This is a genomic window from Vibrio sp. A1-1 (assembly GCF_021728175.1).
Lineage (GTDB): Bacteria > Pseudomonadota > Gammaproteobacteria > Enterobacterales > Vibrionaceae > Vibrio > Vibrio diabolicus.
This window is the reverse complement of record NZ_JAKKCL010000002.1, coordinates 170,502-191,190: the sequence shown is the minus strand read 5'-3', so window position 1 is coordinate 191,190 and position 20,689 is coordinate 170,502. Positions and strand designations below refer to the sequence as shown.

Annotated in this window: 20 protein-coding genes, 1 riboswitch and 1 other annotated feature; of the genes, 11 read left to right on the top strand and 9 right to left on the bottom strand. The window is 43.8% G+C overall.

Annotated features, from left to right (window positions below):
* Positions 1-13: 13 nt before the first annotated feature.
* The 3 genes from purB to mnmA form a co-directional block, all read right to left on the bottom strand.
* On the bottom strand, positions 14-1,384 hold the full coding sequence (purB, locus tag L3V30_RS04920; protein WP_005390853.1) for an adenylosuccinate lyase: 1,371 nt from the start codon (positions 1,382-1,384) through the stop codon (positions 14-16).
* A 147-nt stretch (positions 1,385-1,531) separates the two neighbouring features.
* Positions 1,532-2,149 (bottom strand): high frequency lysogenization protein HflD, encoded by a 618-nt coding sequence (gene hflD / locus L3V30_RS04915; protein WP_046874772.1) that lies wholly within the window; start codon positions 2,147-2,149, stop codon positions 1,532-1,534.
* Between the two features lie 10 nt (positions 2,150-2,159).
* The gene (mnmA, locus tag L3V30_RS04910; protein ID WP_005390857.1) at positions 2,160-3,284 is read right to left on the bottom strand and encodes a tRNA 2-thiouridine(34) synthase MnmA; all 1,125 of its coding nucleotides are present in this window, start codon (positions 3,282-3,284) and stop codon (positions 2,160-2,162) included.
* A gap of 188 nt (positions 3,285-3,472) precedes the next feature.
* On the opposite strand from mnmA, the gene L3V30_RS04905 reads away from it, so the two are divergent.
* Positions 3,473-3,742, top strand: coding sequence for a hypothetical protein (locus L3V30_RS04905; RefSeq protein WP_005390859.1), 270 nt, complete (start codon positions 3,473-3,475; stop codon positions 3,740-3,742).
* 117 nt (positions 3,743-3,859) lie between these two features.
* The gene (locus L3V30_RS04900) at positions 3,860-5,164 is read left to right on the top strand and encodes an inosine/guanosine kinase (protein ID WP_005390861.1); all 1,305 of its coding nucleotides are present in this window, start codon (positions 3,860-3,862) and stop codon (positions 5,162-5,164) included.
* A 127-nt stretch (positions 5,165-5,291) separates the two neighbouring features.
* On the opposite strand, the gene L3V30_RS04895 is transcribed toward L3V30_RS04900, so the two are convergent.
* Positions 5,292-5,699, bottom strand: coding sequence for an H-NS family nucleoid-associated regulatory protein (locus tag L3V30_RS04895; RefSeq protein WP_005390863.1), 408 nt, complete (start codon positions 5,697-5,699; stop codon positions 5,292-5,294).
* A 582-nt stretch (positions 5,700-6,281) separates the two neighbouring features.
* Positions 6,282-6,464, top strand: a riboswitch (Lysine riboswitch).
* A gap of 109 nt (positions 6,465-6,573) precedes the next feature.
* Between L3V30_RS04895 and tet(35) the strand changes: the two genes are divergently transcribed.
* The gene (tet(35), locus tag L3V30_RS04890) at positions 6,574-8,175 is read left to right on the top strand and encodes a tetracycline efflux Na+/H+ antiporter family transporter Tet(35) (RefSeq protein WP_152812416.1); all 1,602 of its coding nucleotides are present in this window, start codon (positions 6,574-6,576) and stop codon (positions 8,173-8,175) included.
* 326 nt (positions 8,176-8,501) lie between these two features.
* Here the strand turns inward: tet(35) and L3V30_RS04885 are convergent, their stop codons facing one another.
* The gene (locus tag L3V30_RS04885; RefSeq protein ID WP_237308458.1) at positions 8,502-9,455 is read right to left on the bottom strand and encodes a sigma-54 dependent transcriptional regulator; all 954 of its coding nucleotides are present in this window, start codon (positions 9,453-9,455) and stop codon (positions 8,502-8,504) included.
* A 365-nt stretch (positions 9,456-9,820) separates the two neighbouring features.
* Positions 9,821-9,958 (top strand) — a sequence feature (His leader region).
* 53 nt (positions 9,959-10,011) lie between these two features.
* Here L3V30_RS04885 and hisG point away from each other — a divergent pair.
* From hisG to hisIE, 8 genes are all read left to right on the top strand, one after another.
* Positions 10,012-10,908 (top strand): ATP phosphoribosyltransferase, encoded by an 897-nt coding sequence (gene hisG / locus L3V30_RS04880; RefSeq protein ID WP_005390869.1) that lies wholly within the window; start codon positions 10,012-10,014, stop codon positions 10,906-10,908.
* Between the two features lie 5 nt (positions 10,909-10,913).
* Entirely contained in the window at positions 10,914-12,206 is a 1,293-nt protein-coding gene (gene hisD, locus L3V30_RS04875) for a histidinol dehydrogenase (RefSeq protein WP_005390871.1), read from the top strand.
* 18 nt (positions 12,207-12,224) lie between these two features.
* Complete coding sequence (gene hisC / locus L3V30_RS04870) at positions 12,225-13,265, top strand: histidinol-phosphate transaminase (protein WP_005390873.1); 1,041 nt, start codon at positions 12,225-12,227, stop codon at positions 13,263-13,265.
* Positions 13,266-13,330: 65 nt separating this feature from the next.
* Complete coding sequence (gene hisB / locus L3V30_RS04865; protein WP_203342277.1) at positions 13,331-14,404, top strand: bifunctional histidinol-phosphatase/imidazoleglycerol-phosphate dehydratase HisB; 1,074 nt, start codon at positions 13,331-13,333, stop codon at positions 14,402-14,404.
* 26 nt (positions 14,405-14,430) lie between these two features.
* The gene (hisH, locus tag L3V30_RS04860) at positions 14,431-15,045 is read left to right on the top strand and encodes an imidazole glycerol phosphate synthase subunit HisH (RefSeq protein ID WP_020840387.1); all 615 of its coding nucleotides are present in this window, start codon (positions 14,431-14,433) and stop codon (positions 15,043-15,045) included.
* A gap of 12 nt (positions 15,046-15,057) precedes the next feature.
* Complete coding sequence (hisA, locus tag L3V30_RS04855; RefSeq protein WP_005390889.1) at positions 15,058-15,795, top strand: 1-(5-phosphoribosyl)-5-[(5-phosphoribosylamino)methylideneamino]imidazole-4-carboxamide isomerase; 738 nt, start codon at positions 15,058-15,060, stop codon at positions 15,793-15,795.
* The gene (hisF, locus tag L3V30_RS04850; protein WP_004749837.1) at positions 15,777-16,550 is read left to right on the top strand and encodes an imidazole glycerol phosphate synthase subunit HisF; all 774 of its coding nucleotides are present in this window, start codon (positions 15,777-15,779) and stop codon (positions 16,548-16,550) included. Before hisA ends, hisF begins: the two co-directional genes overlap by 19 nt.
* Positions 16,547-17,182: a bifunctional phosphoribosyl-AMP cyclohydrolase/phosphoribosyl-ATP diphosphatase HisIE gene (gene hisIE, locus L3V30_RS04845; protein ID WP_104969276.1), complete on the top strand. Its 636-nt coding sequence runs from the start codon at positions 16,547-16,549 to the stop codon at positions 17,180-17,182. Before hisF ends, hisIE begins: the two co-directional genes overlap by 4 nt.
* 283 nt (positions 17,183-17,465) lie before the next feature.
* Here hisIE and L3V30_RS04840 read toward each other — a convergent pair whose 3' ends face one another.
* The 4 genes from L3V30_RS04840 to L3V30_RS04825 all read right to left on the bottom strand — a co-directional run bounded on the left by L3V30_RS04840 (position 17,466) and on the right by L3V30_RS04825 (position 20,668).
* Positions 17,466-17,981 carry a YchJ family protein gene (locus L3V30_RS04840; protein ID WP_237308457.1) on the bottom strand — a complete coding sequence of 172 codons (516 nt, stop codon included), beginning with the start codon at positions 17,979-17,981 and terminating at the stop codon, positions 17,466-17,468.
* 81 nt (positions 17,982-18,062) lie between these two features.
* Positions 18,063-19,277 carry an EAL domain-containing protein gene (locus L3V30_RS04835; RefSeq protein ID WP_005378158.1) on the bottom strand — a complete coding sequence of 405 codons (1,215 nt, stop codon included), beginning with the start codon at positions 19,275-19,277 and terminating at the stop codon, positions 18,063-18,065.
* Positions 19,278-19,375: 98 nt separating this feature from the next.
* On the bottom strand, positions 19,376-20,113 hold the full coding sequence (lpxH, locus tag L3V30_RS04830; RefSeq protein WP_104969279.1) for a UDP-2,3-diacylglucosamine diphosphatase: 738 nt from the start codon (positions 20,111-20,113) through the stop codon (positions 19,376-19,378).
* A gap of 60 nt (positions 20,114-20,173) precedes the next feature.
* On the bottom strand, positions 20,174-20,668 hold the full coding sequence (locus L3V30_RS04825; RefSeq protein ID WP_005390900.1) for a peptidylprolyl isomerase: 495 nt from the start codon (positions 20,666-20,668) through the stop codon (positions 20,174-20,176).
* Positions 20,669-20,689 lie beyond the last annotated feature (21 nt).

Genomic DNA, 20,689 nt, shown 5'->3' with positions numbered 1-20,689 from the left:
CATCAAGGTGTGATTACAGCTTATCTGTCAGCTCAACCGCTTGACCAATGTAGTTCGCTGGCGTCATCTCTTTCAGACGTGCTTTCTCGTGTTCTGGAAGCTCAAGACCGTCGATGAAGTTGCGCATTGCTTCGCCGTCTACACGCTTACCACGAGTTAGCTCTTTTAGCTTCTCGTATGGCTTCTCGATGCCGTAACGACGCATAACTGTTTGTACTGGCTCTGCTAGTACTTCCCAGTTTTTATCTAGTTCAGCAAGAAGCGCTTCACGGTTTACTTCTAGCTTGCTGATGCCTTTAAGCGTAGAAGTGTAAGCGATAATAGCGTAGCCAACACCAACACCAAGGTTACGTAGAACCGTTGAGTCAGTTAGGTCACGTTGCCAACGAGAGATAGGCAGCTTTTGTGCTAGGTGGCCGAATACTGCGTTCGCAAGACCTAGGTTACCTTCAGAGTTTTCAAAGTCGATTGGGTTAACTTTGTGCGGCATTGTTGAAGAACCGATCTCACCAGCAATGGTTTTTTGCTTAAAGTGGCCTAATGCAATGTAACCCCAAACGTCACGATCGAAGTCAATCAGGATAGTGTTGAAACGAGCGATAGCGTCGAACAGCTCAGCGATGTAATCATGCGGCTCGATTTGTGTTGTGTAAGGGTTCCAAGTTACGCCTAGAGACTCTGTAATGAATTCTTCAGAGAACTTGTGCCAATCTAGCTCAGGGTAAGCAGAAAGGTGTGCGTTGTAGTTACCTACTGCACCGTTGATTTTCGCTAGGATCTCAACGTTTTCGATTTGCTTGAATTGACGCTCCATACGGTACGCCACGTTTGCCATTTCTTTACCCATTGTAGATGGAGAAGCAGGCTGGCCGTGTGTACGAGATAGAAGAGGAATGTCGCGGTATTCAACTGCGAGTGCTTTGATAGCGTCAATTAGGTTACGGATTTCTGGAAGAATCACTTGCTCACGTGCTTCTTTTAGCATTAACGCATGAGAGGTGTTATTGATGTCTTCAGAAGTACATGCAAAGTGGAAGAACTCATTAACAGCGTGCAGTTCAGGAACGTCTGCTACTTTCTCTTTTAAGAAGTACTCAACCGCTTTAACGTCGTGGTTAGTTGTACGCTCGATTTCTTTAATACGGCGTGCATCTTCTTCAGAGAAGTTAGCAGCAAGGTCGTCTAGGAATTGGTTAGCTTCTGCGCTGAATGCTGGCACTTCTGCAATTTCAGCAGTAGCAGCTAGCTTCTGTAGCCAACGAATTTCTACGATAGTACGGTATTTTAGTAGACCGTACTCGCTGAAAATTTCGCGTAACGCAATCGTCTTACTTCCGTAACGGCCGTCTACTGGTGAAACAGCAGTCAATGCTGACAGTTCCATGATGTTCTCCTGAATTGGGTTTCTAAATTTCGTGAGCGTTATACCAATAACTGTGGCAATTGTCACGAATATTGCGCAAACGTTTGCGCGGGATTTGTTTTATTCGAAAAAAAGTAGCTCGCGGTAAACGCGAGCTAGCAGAGTATTCTACATTCTGGCTAACAGGATTTGAGCCTGTTCGACCATTTTCTTTCGGCCAAAAATTAGATGACGACGTTTACCGCCTACTTGGCGCCACAGAACAGCACTACGAATGCCAGATAGCAGTAGAGCACGGACTTTGTGTTGGCTGGCCGTTTGTTGCAGTACAGAAGGCGTGCCTGTTACTTGAATGCGTGGTCCTATAGGGCTAACAACATCCAAGTAGATGCTTGCTAAATTGCTGATCATTTGATCATCTAGCAGTTCAAAATGCTCTGACTGGCGCTTGGCCATCTGGATACGGTCACCAAGCTGGGACATGGCATCGTTGCGAGCACTTAACTTACGTTCTAGCGCCATTAAGCTAATGATGTAACGAGTGATCTCACTGCCTGATGGGGTGCTATCAATCCCTTTAACCAGACACTCCAGACCGAGCTTTAGATCGGCTTCGCGACCGAATACGCCAACGGTGTTAGCAGGGTTTGTGTTCAAAATAGCGTTGATTGATGTTTCAAAAGCATCTTGATCACAATGCCCGTTTCTCGCAACTTGTTGAACCAAAGCGACAGCTTGGCAAATACCAGCGAAAGCGATAGTACGGTCATAAAGTGTATTCGCCACGTAACGACTCCTAAGCTTGAGAATATTTAATGCGTTGCTCGATGATGCCGCCACCTAGACATACGTCATCTTTATAAAACACTGCTGATTGACCAGGCGTCACTGCAATTTGTGGTTCATCAAAGATCACTTTAATATTTTCATCATCGATCGGGATGATTGTACAAGGAATATCTTCCTGACGGTAACGAGTTTTCACTGTGCACTTCATAACATCGCGAATTGGCTCACGATCTACCCAGTGAAGTTGTGACGCAAGTAGACCTTCTGATTTTAGCATCGGGTGGTCTTTACCTTGGACTGCGATTAGCACGTTACGCTCTAGGTCTTTTTCACCAACAAACCACGGCTCTTCGTTACCACCGCCGCCTTTACGGCCACCGATGTGTAGACCTTTACGCTGACCTAGTGTGTGGTACATCAAACCTTGGTGTTGACCGATCACTTCGCCTTCTGGCGTTTCGATATTACCAGGCTGAGCAGGAAGGTAACGACCTAGAAAGTCGGTAAATTTACGCTCACCGATGAAACAAATACCTGTCGAGTCTTTCTTCTTCGCTGTTACTAAACCTTGCTCTTCCGCAATACGGCGTACTTCAGGTTTCTCTAAATCACCAACAGGGAAGAGGCTACGGCCAATTTGTTCGTGGCTTAGTGTATATAGAAAGTAGCTCTGGTCTTTGTTGCCATCTAGGCCACGCAACATCGCTGGTTTCTCACCGTTATCCGGGAAAGAGCGACGTACGTAGTGACCCATTGCAATGTAGTCAGCATCAAGCACTTCATCAGCGAATTCTAGGAATGCTTTGAACTTGATTTCTTTGTTACAAAGAATGTCAGGGTTCGGTGTACGACCCGCTTTGTATTCAGCAAGGAAGTACTCAAATACGTTATCCCAGTATTCGGCAGCAAAGTTGATGGTGTGTAGATGAATGCCTAGCTTGTCACATACTGCCTGAGCATCAGCAAGATCTTCTGCTGCTGTACAATATTCTTCGTTGTCATCTTCTTCCCAGTTCTTCATGAACAGGCCTTCTACTTGGTAGCCTTGTTGCTTGAGAAGATACGCAGAAACAGATGAATCAACGCCGCCGGACATACCGACGATGACTTTCTTTTGGCTGTTATCAGACATTACTAAACACCACTTAAATAAACGGGATGCAGATTCTATCAGAATCCACAGACCGGTGACAGATCCGAGATCGAAATCACAATTCGTTTCGCTGCATTTTTCTTCAACAGAAATTCGAACGGGCAATTTCGCAAGTATAGATGAGGTATATATGGCATAGTTGGCAAAAATCCAAGAGGAAAGTCCAAATGACCGAAGAAAACCAGTTTATGCAAGAAGCCGAGTTGATTGAAATTGTTGAAAACCAACTTGAGGACGGCAATCCATTAAAAGTTAAAGAGACGCTAATGCGCTTAATGATGACAGGGACACCTAGAGAAGAAGCGGTTGCAATGATGGCATGTGCCATGTCGATTGAAATTTTCGATGTGATGAAAAATGAAGGTGAGTTCAACCTAAAGCGTTACTGCGAGCACCTTGAGCAACTGCCAGATCTAAGTTTTATGGAAGGTGAATAAGGAGTCTAGAAGAAAAAAGTGGCTAGCAAACGTTTGCTATAATTGCTTTTATTGCCGCTTTATTATTAGCGGTATAGAATCCGTTCTCCTTTTCATCCCCTTACTCAGACTGACAATATGAAATTTCCTGGACAACGCAAATCGAAGCACTATTTTCCTGTTCATGCTCGTGACCCGCTGGTGAGCCAAGCACAAGAAAGCAAGAAGATGACGCGCACTCACATCATTGGTATTGACCAAACTTTGGTTGATATTGAAGCTAAAGTTACAACGGATGTGATTGAAAAGTACGGTCTGAGTAAAGGTCACTCTTTGGTTATTGATGACGAAAGAGCAGAAGAGTTGTACCAGCAACTTAAAGAAGAGAACTTAATTACCAATGAGTATGCGGGTGGCACAATTGGTAACACGCTACACAACTACTCTGTGCTAGCAGATGATCGCTCTACGCTGCTTGGAGTGATGAGTCAGGATATCAAAATTGGTAGCTATGGCTACCGTTACCTTTGTAATACATCAAGCCGCATGGACTTGAACTATCTACAAGGTGTTGATGGCGCTATCGGTCGTTGTTTCGCTCTTATTACAGAAGATGGTGAACGTACTTTTGCGATCAGTGAAGGGCAAATGAACCAACTGCATCCTGATAGCATTCCAGAAAAAATCTTTAAAAATGCATCGGCGCTTGTACTAACGTCATATTTAGTACGTTGTAAAGAAGGCGACCCAATGCCTGAAGCAACAATGAAAGCGATTGAGTACGCGAAAAAGAATGATGTACCTGTTGTTCTGACTCTTGGGACGAAGTTCGTTATTCAAGATGACCCGAAATATTGGCAAGAATTCATTCGAGATAACGTTTCAGTCGTTGCGATGAATGAAGATGAAGCAGAAGCTCTGACGGGTGAGTCAGACCCACTTGCTGCATCTGATAAAACACTGGAGTGGGCAGATCTAGTATTGTGCACCGCGGGGCCTGTAGGCCTATTTATGGCGGGTTATACGGAAGATAGCGCGAAGCGCGAAACTTCTTTACCATTACTTCCGGGGTCAATCGCTGAATTTAATCGCTATGAATTTAGTCGTCCGGCGAAAAAAGATACATGTGAAACACCAATAAAAGTGTACTCACATATCTCGCCATATATGGGTGGTCCAGAAAAAATCAAGAATACCAATGGTGCTGGTGATGCTGCGTTATCTGCTGTTCTTCATGATATGGCGGCAAACAAATACCATAAAGAAAATGTGCCTAATTCAAGCAAGCACAGTAACGAATATTTAACTTACTCTTCTTTTTCTCAAGTATGTAAATACGCAAACCGTGCGAGCTACGAAGTTCTCGTGCAACATTCTCCACGTTTGTCACGTGGGCTTCCTGAGCGAGAAGATAGCCTAGAAGAAGCATACTGGGAACGTTAATACACAGTAGTTTAATTAACTATTCTATAACTAAAGTAAAATGCGCATTAAAAAATGCGCCTTTTTTATTTGTAATGAACCAAATAAAAAAGGCTCCCATTGGGAGCCTTTTAAAAATAGCGCGGATTTAGATCAGGAAATCATCCAGAGATTTACCTGCATCAAGTTGCTCTTGAATTGCAGAAGGTGTACGACCTTGGCCTGTCCAAGTCTTCTCATTACCGTTTGAGTCTGTGTATTTGTATTTAGCTGGACGAGGTGCACGCTTCGCTTTGCCTTTCGTCTTAGTTTCGCCAGATAGCGCAGTAATAAGCGCTTCTACGTCAATACCGTCTTGAGCAATTTTCTCTGCGATCTCTGCTAGCTTAGCTTCTTGCTCAGCTTGTGCTGCACGTTCTGCTTCTTCTGCTTCACGACGCTCTTCTACAACAGTAGTTAGTTTATCTAGAGCTTCTTCCAATTGTTCTAGAGTCAGCTCACGAGAAAATGCACGAAGGCTACGGATATTTAGAAGGGTTTTAGTCAGCTCTGACATAACGATTCCTATTAAAAGGTTAATGTGTTGGGCACTTTTTATCGTTACGATTAAATAATGCCAATCTATAAATAAACAAAGAGTCCTTATATTTAACTTTATCTTTTCCTTATGTGCAAATACTAAATCAAGATTTTGTTTAAATTTAGCTATTTTTTTAAAGCAATAAATATTATTACACTCGAAATAAATCTTATTAGATGAGAATTGAAATCAACACTCGTTATTGTATAGAGATAGAGCTAGCTTGGTTTTTATAAAAAAAGTTGAGTTATTACTTAAAAATATGAAGCGTCCATCTTTGATGGAGTGTCATATATCCTTAATTTATTGATACAAGATAAACCATGATATTTTTAAGGTAGTAATAATGTTTCATAAATAACAAAATTGATGTGATTTCAGTTGCACAAAACTAACTTGAAGTAGACAAGGTTTATAAATTATCTCAGTCATTATTTATTTGTTTAATTTAGTTTGATGTGTTGCATTGACTCTCATCATAAGTACAATGGCTGCTACCTGATGCAATATTGCAGACAATTTGTTGTTAATTTGTACAGTTAGTGGTTAATTGTTTGTTGTTGCCGTAGAGGCGCGGTCTCGAAGAGTAGCTATTATTGGGGTGATGCCAATGAATAATAGTGGAAGGCGAAGATTGCCGAAGTAAGTAACTCATCAAAGTTACTTGCTGGGGTTGTATCTGAAAGGAACAACACTGCCATAGTATATATTCACATTAAACTATGGAGCGCTACTGTAGGGTTGGGTGGAGTGTTCGCTTCCCTGTCGCTAAGTTCAACATGAGCACGTATCGTATGCTACGTGACTTGTCTGCAGTAGATCTCTAGCCAAACTTTGGTTTTTGAAGATCATGAATTTAATAGATTTTTCTAGTTCTCCTGTTTCATTATTGCCACCTATTGTCGCTTTGACTTTGGCGATTCTGACTCGACGTGTATTAGTTTCCTTAGGTGTAGGTATCGTGCTGGGTGCGGTTCTACTTAATAGCTGGTCTATCGGTGATACCGTTAGTTACGTGAGTTCTCAAGTTTCTTCTGTCTTTATTGAAGATGGCGGAATTAACACTTGGAACATGAGCATTGTTGGTTTCCTAATCTTATTAGGTATGACAACTGCATTATTAACGCTATCTGGTGGTACTCGTGCATTTGCCGAATGGGCACAATCTCGAGTGAAGAGTAAACGCGGCTCCAAACTTCTTGCTGCCTTTTTAGGCGTATTCATTTTTGTCGACGATTACTTTAACAGTCTTGCTGTTGGTGCCATTTCTCGTCCAGTAACCGATCGTTTTTATGTGTCTCGCGCGAAGCTTGCATACATTCTAGACTCAACTGCTGCACCAATGTGTGTGATCATGCCTGCTTCTAGCTGGGGTGCTTACATTATTACGATTATCGGCGGTATCTTAGTCTCACATGGGATCACTGAGTATTCGGCTCTTGGCGCGTACGTTCGTCTTATTCCAATGAACTTCTACGCAGTTTTTGCACTGCTTATGGTGTTTGCTGTGGCGTGGTTTGGCCTCGATATCGGTAAGATGCGTGAGCATGAAATCTCTGCATCTCAAGGCCGCGGCTTTGATAAAGACAAAGAAAACGACTCGCAAGAAGCGCATGATCTAAACGAAGAGCTAGATATCCGTGAAAGCGAAAAGGGTAAAGTGTCAGACTTGGTACTTCCTATCGTGACGCTGATTATTGCGACTATCGCTTCTATGCTTTACACGGGTGGCCAAGCATTGGCTGCTGACGGCAAAGAGTTTGCGCTTCTAGGTGCGTTTGAAAATACAGATGTAGGCACATCACTAATCTACGGTAGCTTGCTTGGCTTAGCTGTCGCATTATTTACTGTTGTGAAGCAAGGTCTTCCAATAGGTGAAATTGCACGCACACTATGGATTGGTGCTAAGTCTATGTTTGGCGCGATTCTAATCCTAGTATTTGCCTGGACTATCGGTTCGGTTATCGGTGATATGAAGACGGGTTCTTACCTTTCTACAATGGCTCAGGGCAATATCAATCCACATTGGCTACCGGTTATCCTATTCTTGTTGTCTGGTCTAATGGCATTTTCAACAGGTACTTCTTGGGGTACGTTCGGCATTATGCTTCCAATCGCGGGTGATATGGCTGGTGCAACCGATCTTGCGCTAATGCTCCCAATGCTAAGTGCAGTTTTAGCCGGTGCCGTTTTTGGTGACCATTGTTCACCTATCTCCGATACCACTATTCTGTCGTCGACTGGTGCACGTTGTAATCATATTGATCATGTATCGACCCAGTTGCCTTATGCATTGTCCGTGGCGCTAGTTTCCTGTGTTGGCTTCATTACTTTGGGGATGACTGCGTCAATTGCATTCTCATTCATCGCTGCATCAATCACATTTATTATTGTATGTGGAGCACTTTCTTGGTTGTCGAAGTCTAAAATGGCATCGTGCCAAAATGTCTAGTACAGCTCAGTATTTTTAATAAAGAGGAAGCTCCGCTAAATTTAGCGGAGCTTTTTTTTAACGCGATTTAGGTGAGGGGGGCAATCGCGTTTTTGGGGATAATCGTTTCGTGTTAAAAGCGAGCTATTTGTGTTCTGAGCACTCCTTTCTGTGCTGTGATAGAAAATCTATCAACCGACTTCTTCTTAGCTCTAAGCAAAGACTATGCCTAGTTTAAGTTGTTGATTTTAAAGGCGGTAATATCAAGAGGTTTATGATGAGGGGCTAAGTAAATGATATATGATGAGTTGTCTGTTACACAGTGTCACGTTACACCTGTACAGCAACTAAACATTTAAGTTGTATTTCTTTATTAGACGATAAAGCGTTGTTCTTGAAATACCAAGATGACGTGCAGCCGCACTCATATTGTGCTTATTTTCTTCGATAGCTTGCAGTAGGTAGTCGAGATCAATTTGGTCCACTGAAGGGAGTAATTGCCTTTCATTATTATCAAGGCCCAAGTCAGCGACGAGAAGCGTGTGATCTTCACACATGACAATCGCTCGTTGAATTACATTTCGCAGTTCTCTTACGTTACCTGGCCAACGATGCTTGAGGAGCTTGGCTTTCACTTTATCCGACATTTTTTGTACCTGACCATGAGACAAATCTGTTAAGAAGTGTTCTGATAACATAAGGATATCTTTCCCACGCTTTCTCAGTGGAGGAATAGTTAATGGCAAGATATTAAGCCGATAGAATAAATCTTCACGGAATCCACCTTGTACAACCTCATTTTTCAAATCCACGTGGCTCGCAGCAATGACTCTACAGTCCACGTCAATGAATTTATCAGCGCCGACTTTATGGATTTGCTTACTCTCTAAAAAGTGCAGAAGGTGGATTTGTAGATCCGGCGGCATATCACCAATCTCATCTAGGAATAGGGTACCTTTATGCGCTTTTTGAATAAAACCAATACGATCTGAAATCGCTCCTGTAAATGCTCCTTTTTCGTGACCGAAAAGTTCGGACGCAATAAGACCACTTGGAATTGCGCCGCAGTTAACTTCAACAAAAGGTGCCGAGTGTCTGTTCGACAACTGATGAATAAGACGAGCACAGAGACCTTTGCCCACCCCTGTTTCACCCTGAATGAGTACTTCAGCATCACATTGAGCGTACTTTTGGATTGCCGTACGAAGTTCTTGGATACATGCACTATTGCCGATTAATGGGTATAGTGCTGTATCGCTGAAATCCACAGCTTGTTTGTTACTACCGTTACGCAGTTTCATGGTTAATCACTATTTTTTGCCCCACTAAAATAATAGTTTTGAATGAGTCGTCTCAAACGTGAGTGGATGTCTCTTTATTGAGAATGATGTCAATTACTAAGGGCGGTGAGATCTAAATAGTTGTTTTGATGAAAATTCATACTATTCTTCTTTTTCTTTAAGAATAGGGTTGAATAGAAACCTAATTTCTACCCTGATACTCAACTGAAATTAAATTTAAATCCTTTAAAATCAAATAATTATAAAAAATAGTTAGAAAATGCTAAATTCAGTATTGAAAAATATAGAATCCTTGGTTAGTGTGGTTACTAACGAAGCAACTCAATAGAGCCTTAAATAAGTATGCGTAATTTTGTAATGAACATTCATCACCATCATCACCCAATCTAGTCTTTCGGGCGATGTACGCATACCCGGGAGGCAGGAAACTCCCGGAGGTGAAATCAAAGTAAAAGCAGATTTTAAACCCTCGGGAGACTCCAATCTCTCGAGGGTTTTTTAGTTTTATTAATTCAAAAATTACTTAGATATCAAAATCTTGCACAGGGAAAAAGCAATGCAAACACAACGCTTAAGAATCGCAATTCAGAAAAAAGGTCGCCTTAGCAAAGAGAGCCAAGCTCTGCTAAAACAGTGCGGCGTAAAATTTAATGTAATGGGTGAGCGTTTAGTGGTTCACTCGGAGAACATGCCAATTGATTTGCTTTTGGTTCGTGACGATGACATCCCTGGTCTGATTATGGATGGAGTGGTTGACCTTGGTTTCATCGGAGAAAACGAACTAGAAGAAGTTCGTCTAGATCGCAAAGCTTTGGGTGAGCCATGTGAGTTTGTTCAACTTCGTCGACTGGATTTTGGCGGTTGTCGCTTGTCTATCGCTATCGACAAGGATGAAGAGTACAACGGTCCACAAGACTTAGCTGGTAAGCGTATTGCCACAACTTACCCTCAACTCCTAAAAGCTTACATGGATGAAGCAGGCGTTCCATTCTCCACATGTATGCTAACTGGCTCTGTAGAAGTTGCACCTCGCGCAGGTCTAGCTGACGCTATTGCTGATTTGGTATCGACTGGCGCAACGTTAGAAGCGAATGGCTTAAAAGAAGCGGAAGTGATCTTTAAATCTAAAGCGACGCTGATTCAACGTATCGGTGAGTTTGATGCAGACAAAACAGCACTGATTGAAAAACTACTGACTCGCATGCAAGGCGTACAACAAGCGAAAGAGTCTAAGTACATCATGCTTCACGCGCCAGCTGAAAAGCTCGATCAAATCAAAGCACTACTTCCTGGTGCTGAGGATCCTACGGTTCTTCCTCTTTCTGCAGATAAGCAGAAAATGGCTGTTCACTTAGTGAGTTCTGAGAACCTGTTCTGGGAAACCATGGAACAGCTAAAAGAGTTAGGTGCTAGCTCAATCCTAGTGCTACCAATTGAAAAAATGATGGAGTAAACATCATGAGAACAGTCGTTTGGCAATCTTTAAGTGAAGAGCAGCAAGATTCGATCTTAGAACGTCCTGCTATTGCAGAAGGTGCAAATATCACTGCAGCAGTGTCTGAGGTTATCGCTAAAGTTAGAAATGAAGGCGACTCTGCTCTCAACGAGCTGACAGAAAAGTTTGATCGCGTTAAACCTGAGTCCATTCGTGTTTCTTCTCAGGAAATTAAAGCCGCTTCAGAGCGCTTGTCTGAATCAATGAAAAATGCATTAGAGCAAGCTTATGCCAATATTTCTAAATTCCACAAAGCGCAAAAGCCACAGCCAATTAAAGTCGAAACTCAACCGGGTGTGCTTTGTGAACAGGTAACACGTCCAATTCAAAAAGTGGGTTTGTACATTCCTGGTGGTAGCGCGCCATTGCCATCGACGGTTTTGATGCTGGGCGTGCCTGCGAAAATTGCCGGCTGTCGTAAAGTTGTGCTTTGCTCTCCGCCTCCAATCGCTGACGAGATCCTTTACGTAGCAAAATTGTGTGGCATTGATGAAGTGTACAACGTTGGTGGTGGTCAAGCTGTTGCTGCAATGGCATATGGTACAGAGACCGTATCAAAAGTTGATAAGATTTTTGGCCCGGGTAACGCTTATGTGACGGAAGCAAAGCGTCAGGTGAGCAATGATTTCCGTGGCGCAGCGATTGATATGCCAGCGGGTCCTTCGGAAGTTCTTGTGATTGCGGATGAAACAGCGGACCCAGATTTTATTGCGGCGGACCTTCTAAGTCAGGCAGAGCATGGACCTGACTCTCAAGTTGTACTTGTGACGCCATCAGCCATTATTGCAGATCAGGTGACAGATGCCGTTCGTCGTCAATTGAAAGAGTTGTCTCGTTCAGAGATTGCAGAAAAAGCGCTCGCATCGAGTTTAATCATTATTGCTGAATCGATCACCCAAGCGATCTCTATTTCTAATTATTATGGTCCTGAGCACTTAATTGTTCAGACTAAGAACCCACGCGAGCTTCTGCCTCTATTAGACAACGCAGGTTCGATCTTCCTTGGGGATTGGTCGCCTGAATCTGCAGGTGATTACGCATCGGGCACTAACCACGTTCTTCCTACTTACGGTTACACACGGACATATTCAAGCTTAGGTTTGGCTGATTTTTCTAAACGAATGACGGTTCAAGAGCTTTCAGCTGACGGTCTTAAAAATCTTGCGCCAACGGTTGTCACCATGGCTGAAGCAGAAGGTCTGGACGCCCACAAACGTGCTGTTACTATCCGTGTAGAAAAATTAGCAAGTAAGTAAGAATAAGAGAGTAAAGAGATGGAAAAGCTAGCGCGTAAACAAGTCCAACAACTAACACCTTATCTTTCGGCTCGCCGAATTGGTGGAACAGGTGACGTATGGCTGAACGCCAACGAATCGCCATTCAACAATGAATACAAAACAGACTTTGCTCGTCTTAATCGTTACAGCGAATGCCAGCCGAAAGAACTGATTTCTGCTTACGCCGCGTATGCTGGAGTGAAGCCAGAACAAACGCTGACTTCTCGCGGCGCAGACGAAGGTATTGAGTTATTGATTCGTGCTTTTTGTGAACCGGGTGAAGACACGATTTTATACTGCCCACCGACTTACGGTATGTACGCCATCAGTGCAGAAACCATCGGTGTAGAGCGCAAAACGGTGCCGCTAACGTCAGATTGGCAACTAGACCTCGCAGGTATCGAAGCGAATCTAGATAACGTGAAACTGGTTTTCGTATGCTCGCCAAACAACCCAACGGGTAACTTAGTTAAGCGTGACGATATTGTCTCTCTGCTTGAGATGACAAAAGACCGCGCAATCGTGGTCATGGACGAAGCGTACATCGATTTTTGTCCAGAAGCGTCAACAGTAGATTTATTGGCAGAATATCCAAATCTAGCGATTCTGCGTACTCTGTCGAAAGCTTTCGCGCTTGCAGGTCTTCGTTGTGGATTTACGCTAGCAAACGAAGAACTGATTAACGTCCTTCTTAAAGTGATCGCACCATATCCAGTACCGGTTCCAGTTGCTGAAATTGCTACTCAAGCGCTCTCTGAAGCAGGCCTAGCGCGAGCGAAGTTCCAAGTTCTCGATTTGAACGCGAACCGAGCTTACTTACAAGTTGGTTTGTCGATGATTCCGGGTCTGGAGGTTTTTGAAGGGTGGGGTAACTACTTATTGGTGAAATTCCCAGATGGCGATGCTCTTTTCAAAGCCGCTTGGGATACGGGCATTATCCTGCGTAACTCGCCAATTGAGAACTGCGTGCGTATCAGTGTTGGTAACCGCGACGAGTGTGAAAAGACACTGGGTTTCATAAGAAACTACTATTCATAAATAGAATTCTCAACGTTCTCGGTTTATGCCGAGAACGAAACAAGATTAGTAATAAGGAAGTTCGAGTGAGCAAGCAACAAAAAATCCTATTTATCGACCGAGATGGCACGCTGATTGTTGAGCCACCGATTGATTTCCAAGTTGACCGCTTGGATAAGTTAAAACTAGAGCCATTTGTTATCCCAAGCCTGTTGTCGTTGCAGGATGCTGGATACCGTCTAGTGATGGTCACTAACCAAGATGGTTTGGGTACTGACAGCTACCCACAAGCTGATTTTGATGCACCGCACAACATGATGATGGAGATCTTCGAGTCTCAAGGTGTGAAGTTCGATGACGTGTTGATTTGTCCTCACTTTGAAGAAGATAACTGCTCTTGCCGTAAGCCTAAGCTAGGCATGGTGAAAGAGTACCTTCAAGGTGGCAAAGTTGATTTCCAAAACTCTGTCGTGATTGGCGATCGTCAAACCGATCTTCAACTTGCAGAAAACATGGCAATTCGTGGTATTCAATACAACCCAGAAACCATGGGTTGGAAACAGATCCTGAAAGACCTCACGGTGAAAGCTCGTATTGCTGAAGTGATTCGTACCACGAAAGAAACGGACATCAAAGTTGCGGTTAATCTTGATGAGCAAGGCGGTAATGACATCTCAACGGGTCTTGGTTTCTTCGATCACATGTTGGATCAAATTGCGACGCACGGTGGATTCCAAATGGTGTGCAAAGTAGAAGGTGATCTACACATTGATGATCACCACACAGTAGAAGATACCGCGCTGGCCTTGGGTCAGGCGTTGAAAGAAGCGCTGGGTGACAAACGTGGTATTGGTCGCTTTGGTTTCAGCCTGCCAATGGATGAGTGTTTAGCACAATGTGCGCTAGACCTGTCAGGTCGTCCTTACCTTAAGTTCGACGCGCAGTTTAGTCGTGAGCAAGTGGGGGACCTTTCAACAGAGATGGTGGTTCACTTCTTCCGTTCTTTAACTGACACACTAGCGTGTACACTGCACCTTTCTTCTGCGGGCAACAACGATCACCACATTATTGAGAGCCTATTTAAAGCGTTTGGTCGCACTCTGCGCCAAGCAATCAAAGTAGAAGGCACTGAGCTACCAAGTAGTAAAGGCGTACTTTAAGGCTAACGTTAGCAAGGAGAAAAACAGTGACAGAACAGAAAGTTGTCATTATCGATACTGGCTGTGCCAACGTTTCTTCGGTGAAGTTTGCCATTGAACGCTTAGGCTATGACGTAACGATTTCAAAAGATCCTCAAGTGGTGTTGTCAGCAGACAAGTTGTTCCTACCTGGTGTGGGTACAGCCAGCGAAGCGATGAAAAACCTTGAAGAGCGTGATCTTATCAATCTCGTTAAGCAAGTTGAAAAGCCATTGCTTGGTATCTGTTTAGGTATGCAGTTATTGGGTAAGTTTTCCCAAGAGAAAGGGCAGAAAGCAGATGAGTTAGTTGAGTGTCTTGGGCTTTGTGATGGCGAAGTGAAGCTGCTACAAACTGGCGACTTACCGCTGCCGCATATGGGTTGGAATACCGTTTCTGCAAAAGCAGGCAATCCGTTGTTCAAAGGCATTGAAGAGGGTGAGTACTTCTATTTTGTGCACAGCTTTGCGATGCCAGTTGGAGACTACACCATTGCTGAATGTGATTACGGAAATCCATTCACTGCTGCGGTTCAAAGCGGGAACTATTATGGTGTGCAATTCCACCCAGAGCGTTCTTCAAAAGCGGGCGCGAAGCTTATTCAAAACTTCTTAGAATTATAAAAGGGATTTAGTGTGATTATTCCAGCTCTTGATTTAATTGAAGGACAGGTGGTTCGCCTTTATCAAGGTGATTACGGCCAAGTAACCGAGTACAAAGTCGACCCAGCAGAGCAGTTCAACTTGTACCACCAAGCAGGTGCCAACTGGCTGCACTTGGTGGATTTAACTGGCGCGAAAGACACGACAGCACGTCAACTTGATTTGATTGCAAAGCTACTCGCAAGCACGCCAGCGAACATCCAAATCGGTGGTGGAGTGCGTACAGAGCAAGACGTGATTGATCTGTTAGAAGCCGGTGCTCAACGTGTTGTGGTTGGTTCTACAGCAGTAAAACAACCAGAGCTTGTGAAAGGTTGGATGGAAAAGTATGGCGCGGAGAAAATCGTTCTCGCTCTAGATATCAACATCGACCAAGACGGCACGCGTAAAGTGGCAATATCTGGTTGGCAAGAAGACTCAGGTGTGACTATCGAAGCTTTGATCAACGATTATCTGACGGTAGGTCTACAGCATGTGCTTTGCACGGACATTTCTCGTGATGGTACGCTAGAAGGCTCAAACGTTGAGCTTTACGTCGACTTATGTAAACAGTACCCACAAGTGCAGTTTCAATCTTCAGGCGGCATTGGCTCATTAGCGGATATCGAAGCACTAAAAGGCAGCGGTGTTGCTGGTGTGATTGTTGGTCGCGCATTGTTAGATGGTAAGTTCACAGCAGAGGAGGCGTTTGCATGCTGGCAAAGCGAATAATTCCATGTCTTGATGTTCGTGATGGACAAGTGGTGAAGGGCGTCCAGTTCCGCAACCACGAAATCATTGGTGACATCGTTCCTCTGGCGCAGCGTTATGCTGAAGAAGGCGCTGACGAGCTTGTGTTCTACGATATTACCGCTTCAAGTGATGGGCGTGTCGTTGATAAAAGTTGGGTCGCTCGCGTTGCAGAAGTGATTGATATTCCGTTCTGTGTGGCTGGTGGCATTAAATCAGCAGAGGACGCGGCGCGCATTCTTGAGTTTGGTGCAGATAAGGTATCTATTAACTCTCCTGCCTTGGCGAACCCTCAGTTGATTACTGACCTTGCTGATAAGTTTGGTGTGCAATGTATCGTCGTTGGTATCGATTCATACTATGACAAAGAGACGGGCAAGTATCAGGTTTACCAGTTTACTGGTGATGAAGAACGCACCAAAGCGACCCAATGGGAAACGCGTGATTGGGTGCAAGAAGTACAAAAACGCGGTGCTGGTGAAATCGTACTGAACATGATGAACCAAGACGGCGTGCGTAACGGCTACGATATTGAACAACTTAATATGGTGCGTGAAGTGTGTAACGTGCCATTGATTGCATCGGGTGGTGCAGGTGCCATGGAGCACTTCGCAGAAGCCTACCAAAAAGCAAATGTGGATGGCGCGCTTGCCGCGTCGGTATTCCACAAGCAAGTCATCAATATTGGTGAACTAAAGCAGTATTTGAAACAACAAGGCATTGAGGTACGACTATGAGTGTGAAAGCCGCCGAAGTAAGTTCGCTAGCTGAGCGAATCAACTGGGAAAAGGTGGATGGTCTGGTACCTGCCATCGTACAAGATTTTCAATCAAGCCAAGTGCTGATGATGGGTTACATGAACCAAGATGCGTTGGCAAAAACGGGCGAAACGGGTCAAGTGACGTTTTTCTCTCGTACCAAAGAGCGTCTTTGGACCAAAGGGGAAACCTCAGGCAATGTATTACAATTGGTGAACATGCAGCTCGATTGCGACAATGACACACTGCTAGTTAAAGTGAATCCTATTGGTCCGACTTGCCATACTGGAACAACAACTTGTTGGGATGGAGATCCGCAAGAGGAGTCACAAATGGTGTGGCTTCATCAACTTGAGCAGCTATTGGCTGCCCGCAAGAGTGCCGACCCAGATTCCTCTTATACTGCCAGTCTTTATGCCCGTGGCACCAAGCGTATTTCGCAAAAAGTGGGCGAAGAAGGCGTTGAAGTCGCGCTTGCGGCGACGTCGGGCGATAAGGCGGAGTTAGTGTGTGAATCAGCAGACTTGATTTACCACTTAATGGTATTGCTTCAAGACCAAGGCTTATCGATGAATGACGTAGTGAACAAGTTGAAAGAACGTCATAAGTAAACTTGCTTATAGATAAGTGAAAGCCCCTATGCTCTCGAGTCTAGGGGCTTTTTTTAATTTAGTGTTCTTGATTCGGGGGTAAAAACCGGCAACAGTGCTGGTGGCGATTAGATTCTGAATCACGCTCGTCCCTCGCTGTTCAGAATGACGGTATATTTTCTAATGGTATTTGAAGTCGCGTTATCTATTTCAAACGAAAGTACATATTCACGTTATTCCGACGAGCTTAGGTGAGATCAGGAATCTCATTAAAGCGAGCTCAATAAGCTAAGCGTGGATGCCTTTACCCACAACACTTCTTAAACTTCTTACCGCTTCCGCAGATACACGGATCGTTACGACCTAGCTTTAGGCTATTCACTGGCTGGCTCAAGCGTGGATCCTGTTCTGGTTCTTCTTCTGGCTCTTCTTCAGGAAATGTGCCGTCAATGTAGTACCAAAGCCCATTTTCTTTTACGAAGCGAGAACGTTCTGTCATACAGTAGCGTTTGCCGTCTTCATCAAAATAAGCGCTAAACTCGACAAAGCCTTCATTGTCATTACTGCCAGCTTCTGTTTTTAATACTTCAAGTTTGCACCAATCGCTGTCGATAGATTGGGCAATGCCTTCTCGTTGTTCTTCTGCATTACAGCTTGGGTGGTACGTGTTCACCACGTAATCTACTAGACCTAACACATGCGCACTGTAACGAGAGCGCATTAACTGCTCCGGAGTGGTAACGTCAGCATGGTTATTGTGGGAAATTTCACAACACTGTTGGTAGGTGCGGTTAGAGCCGCAAGGACAAGAAGAAGCCATAAAATGAAATCTCGATTAATTAAGCGGTAAAAACAAACAACCCTCACAATTGCGAGGCTGGAGGTGAGGCATTATAGCGATTTAGGGCGTTTGAGACAGCAGTTCTTGAGCCCACTCGGTAGATTGATTAAAAGCGTCTGCTAATTGAGGCTCGGTTAATTTAAGAACGGTGCAATACCGCTCAGCTAATTCCCAGTCTGCTTGTTCGTAGGCGATCGTCATTGAAAGTAAGTGGCCAAGTACGCCTTTTCGACTGGTTAATGCGAGTTTTATATCTTCGTCAACGGGGATATCTTCAATGACATCCGAGAGCGGTTGATCGAGCAACGAACCGAGTAGAGAAAACATTCCCGTTAAAAAAGCCTGCCCAGGGTCATACCTAGTGTTCATTTGACTAAGTAACAGTTCACACATTCTTGCACGCTGAATCGCTAAGGAGTAAAGAGAATCTGGTTTATCTTCTTGAACGGACGCAATGGCAACTAAGGATATGAAGCGTCGTAGTCGCTCTTCACCCAGATAAATAAGTGCTTGTCTGAACGACTTAATCTTGGTCGTTAATGTATAGCCTGAATTAACGTAAGTAAGCAGCTTGTATGATAGCGTCACATCAATCGAAAACAGACGTTCCACTTCATTGAAATCGATAGGCTTATCAGCAATCTCTTTACACAGCTGGATGACTGTCAGAAATGCGGGATTCAAACGTTTTTTCTGGATCATCTCAGGCTTGCTAAAAAAATACCCTTGAAAGTAGTTAAAACCGGCTTCTAAAGCTTGCTCAAACTCTTCGTAGGTCTCAACTTTTTCAGCAAGAAAGTCGATTTTAAATGGGCTTAATGCCTGAATAAAAATAGCGGCTTTCTTGATCGGTACAAGTCGAATGTCAAACTTGATCATGGAAACGTATGGAAGAAAACGTTTCCAAGCCTTCGTCGGCACAAAATCATCTAAAGCAATTTTGTATCCGCACTCATGAAGGTGCTTGATGGCTTCTAGCAGCTCTTCTGTCGGTTCACAATCTTCAAGGACTTCAATGACGAGAGACTCTTTGGGAAACAGAGTTGGGACTAGATTCACCAAGCTTTGATGCGGAAAGTTAACAAAGCCAAGTTTGTTCCCTAATGTGTTGTAATGCGTCGACAAAAAATGATCGGATAGCAGTCGACTAGTAGCCAGCTCTGGTTCTACTTCAGGGAAGGTATTTTTAGGACCGTCTCGAAAGAGAAGTTCGTAACCTATGGTTCGTTTTTCTCTATCCAGAATCGGTTGGCGAGCTACGTAAGAATACTTCAATTAGGTACTTCGTTCTGTTTAACTTAGTATTATGATAATAGCGATTTTTTACAAAATATCTACGACTTGAGCGTGAATCTTCTACACGCTCTACATGCTTAACGCAAATTCTGTATGAATGGTCTCGTTTGTAGGTCAAAGCCATCAGAATTTACTTGTAAAACTGAGCCTTGCGTATACCAATCCCCTAAAACTATCCGGGTCTTTTTAACGCCATCGACGTCAAAAAAATGTGTATTCGGGCGATGAGTGTGACCATGAATCATTAAGTTGACGCAATTCTGAGACATCACTTTCTCGACTTCATTTTGATTGACGTCCATGATATCTAAAGGCTTGCTCATTTTATCATCACGAATATCGGATTGAACTTTTGAGACAATTTTCTTCTTAATAAACCAAGGAATGTGATTAAACAGCCATTGCAACCAAGGTTGATGAACAGTCTTACGGAATTTTTGATAATCAATATCGTCAGTACACAGGGTGTCACCGTGGAGAATAACCGCTTTAGTACCATAAAGGTCTATGAGGCTAACTTCATCCAGTAATGTAATGCCTGTCTCTTTACAGAAGCGTTTTCCCAATAGGAAGTCGCGATTGCCCTGAATGAAATAAACAGGAACGCCAGTCTGTGTTAGTTGCTGGAACTCTGTACGGATTTGATTGGCAAAAGGAGTTTTGTCATCGTCTCCAACCCAAAACTCGAACAGATCGCCTAATACATAAAGTGCATCGGCTTTCGTTGCTTCTGTTCGCATGAACGTCACAAAACATTCCGTAATATCCGGACGCGATGGGGTGAGGTGAAGATCGGAAATAAATAATGTTGTCATAGAAATAAGGGGAAGCGATGCCTCCCCATTAACTTATCTCTTAGAAATAATTCTTACGAATTATTCTTCAATTGTTGTACCAGTGATTACTACGTCCTCTAGAGGTACGTCTTGGTGCATGCCGTAAGAACCAGTGCTAACGCCTTTGATCTTATTTACGATGTCCATGCCTTCTACAACTTCACCGAATACACAGTAACCCCAACCATCTAGGCTTTCGCTACGGAAATCTAGGAATGTGTTGTTGTTTACGTTGATAAAGAATTGAGAGCTTGCTGAATGCGGTTCCATAGTACGCGCCATAGCAAGTGTACCCACTTTGTTGCTTAGGCCGTTGTTTGCTTCGTTCTTGATAGGTGCACGTGATGCTTTTTCACGTAGACCAGGTTCCATGCCACCACCTTGGATCATGAAACCGTCAATAACACGGTGGAAAAGAGTGTTGTCGTAAAAGCCATCGCGGCAGTACTGGAGGAAGTTTGCGCTAGTCTCTGGCGCTTTCTCTTCGTTTAGTTGAATCTTGATGTCACCAAAATTAGTGTGAAGGGTGATCATGCTACTTTCCTTTACTGTGTT

Coding starts and splice junctions, on each gene's coding strand:
- purB (WP_005390853.1), bottom strand. CDS start 1,384: ATGGAACTGTCAGCATTGACTGCTGTTTCACCAGTAGACGGCCGTTAC.
- hisF (WP_004749837.1), top strand. CDS start 15,777: ATGCTGGCAAAGCGAATAATTCCATGTCTTGATGTTCGTGATGGACAA.
- L3V30_RS04885 (WP_237308458.1), bottom strand. CDS start 9,455: ATGAAACTGCGTAACGGTAGTAACAAACAAGCTGTGGATTTCAGCGAT.
- mnmA (WP_005390857.1), bottom strand. CDS start 3,284: ATGTCTGATAACAGCCAAAAGAAAGTCATCGTCGGTATGTCCGGCGGC.
- L3V30_RS04905 (WP_005390859.1), top strand. CDS start 3,473: ATGACCGAAGAAAACCAGTTTATGCAAGAAGCCGAGTTGATTGAAATT.
- L3V30_RS04900 (WP_005390861.1), top strand. CDS start 3,860: ATGAAATTTCCTGGACAACGCAAATCGAAGCACTATTTTCCTGTTCAT.
- L3V30_RS04895 (WP_005390863.1), bottom strand. CDS start 5,699: ATGTCAGAGCTGACTAAAACCCTTCTAAATATCCGTAGCCTTCGTGCA.
- L3V30_RS04825 (WP_005390900.1), bottom strand. CDS start 20,668: ATGATCACCCTTCACACTAATTTTGGTGACATCAAGATTCAACTAAAC.
- lpxH (WP_104969279.1), bottom strand. CDS start 20,113: ATGACAACATTATTTATTTCCGATCTTCACCTCACCCCATCGCGTCCG.
- hisIE (WP_104969276.1), top strand. CDS start 16,547: ATGAGTGTGAAAGCCGCCGAAGTAAGTTCGCTAGCTGAGCGAATCAAC.
- hisG (WP_005390869.1), top strand. CDS start 10,012: ATGCAAACACAACGCTTAAGAATCGCAATTCAGAAAAAAGGTCGCCTT.
- L3V30_RS04840 (WP_237308457.1), bottom strand. CDS start 17,981: ATGGCTTCTTCTTGTCCTTGCGGCTCTAACCGCACCTACCAACAGTGT.
- hisC (WP_005390873.1), top strand. CDS start 12,225: ATGGAAAAGCTAGCGCGTAAACAAGTCCAACAACTAACACCTTATCTT.
- hisD (WP_005390871.1), top strand. CDS start 10,914: ATGAGAACAGTCGTTTGGCAATCTTTAAGTGAAGAGCAGCAAGATTCG.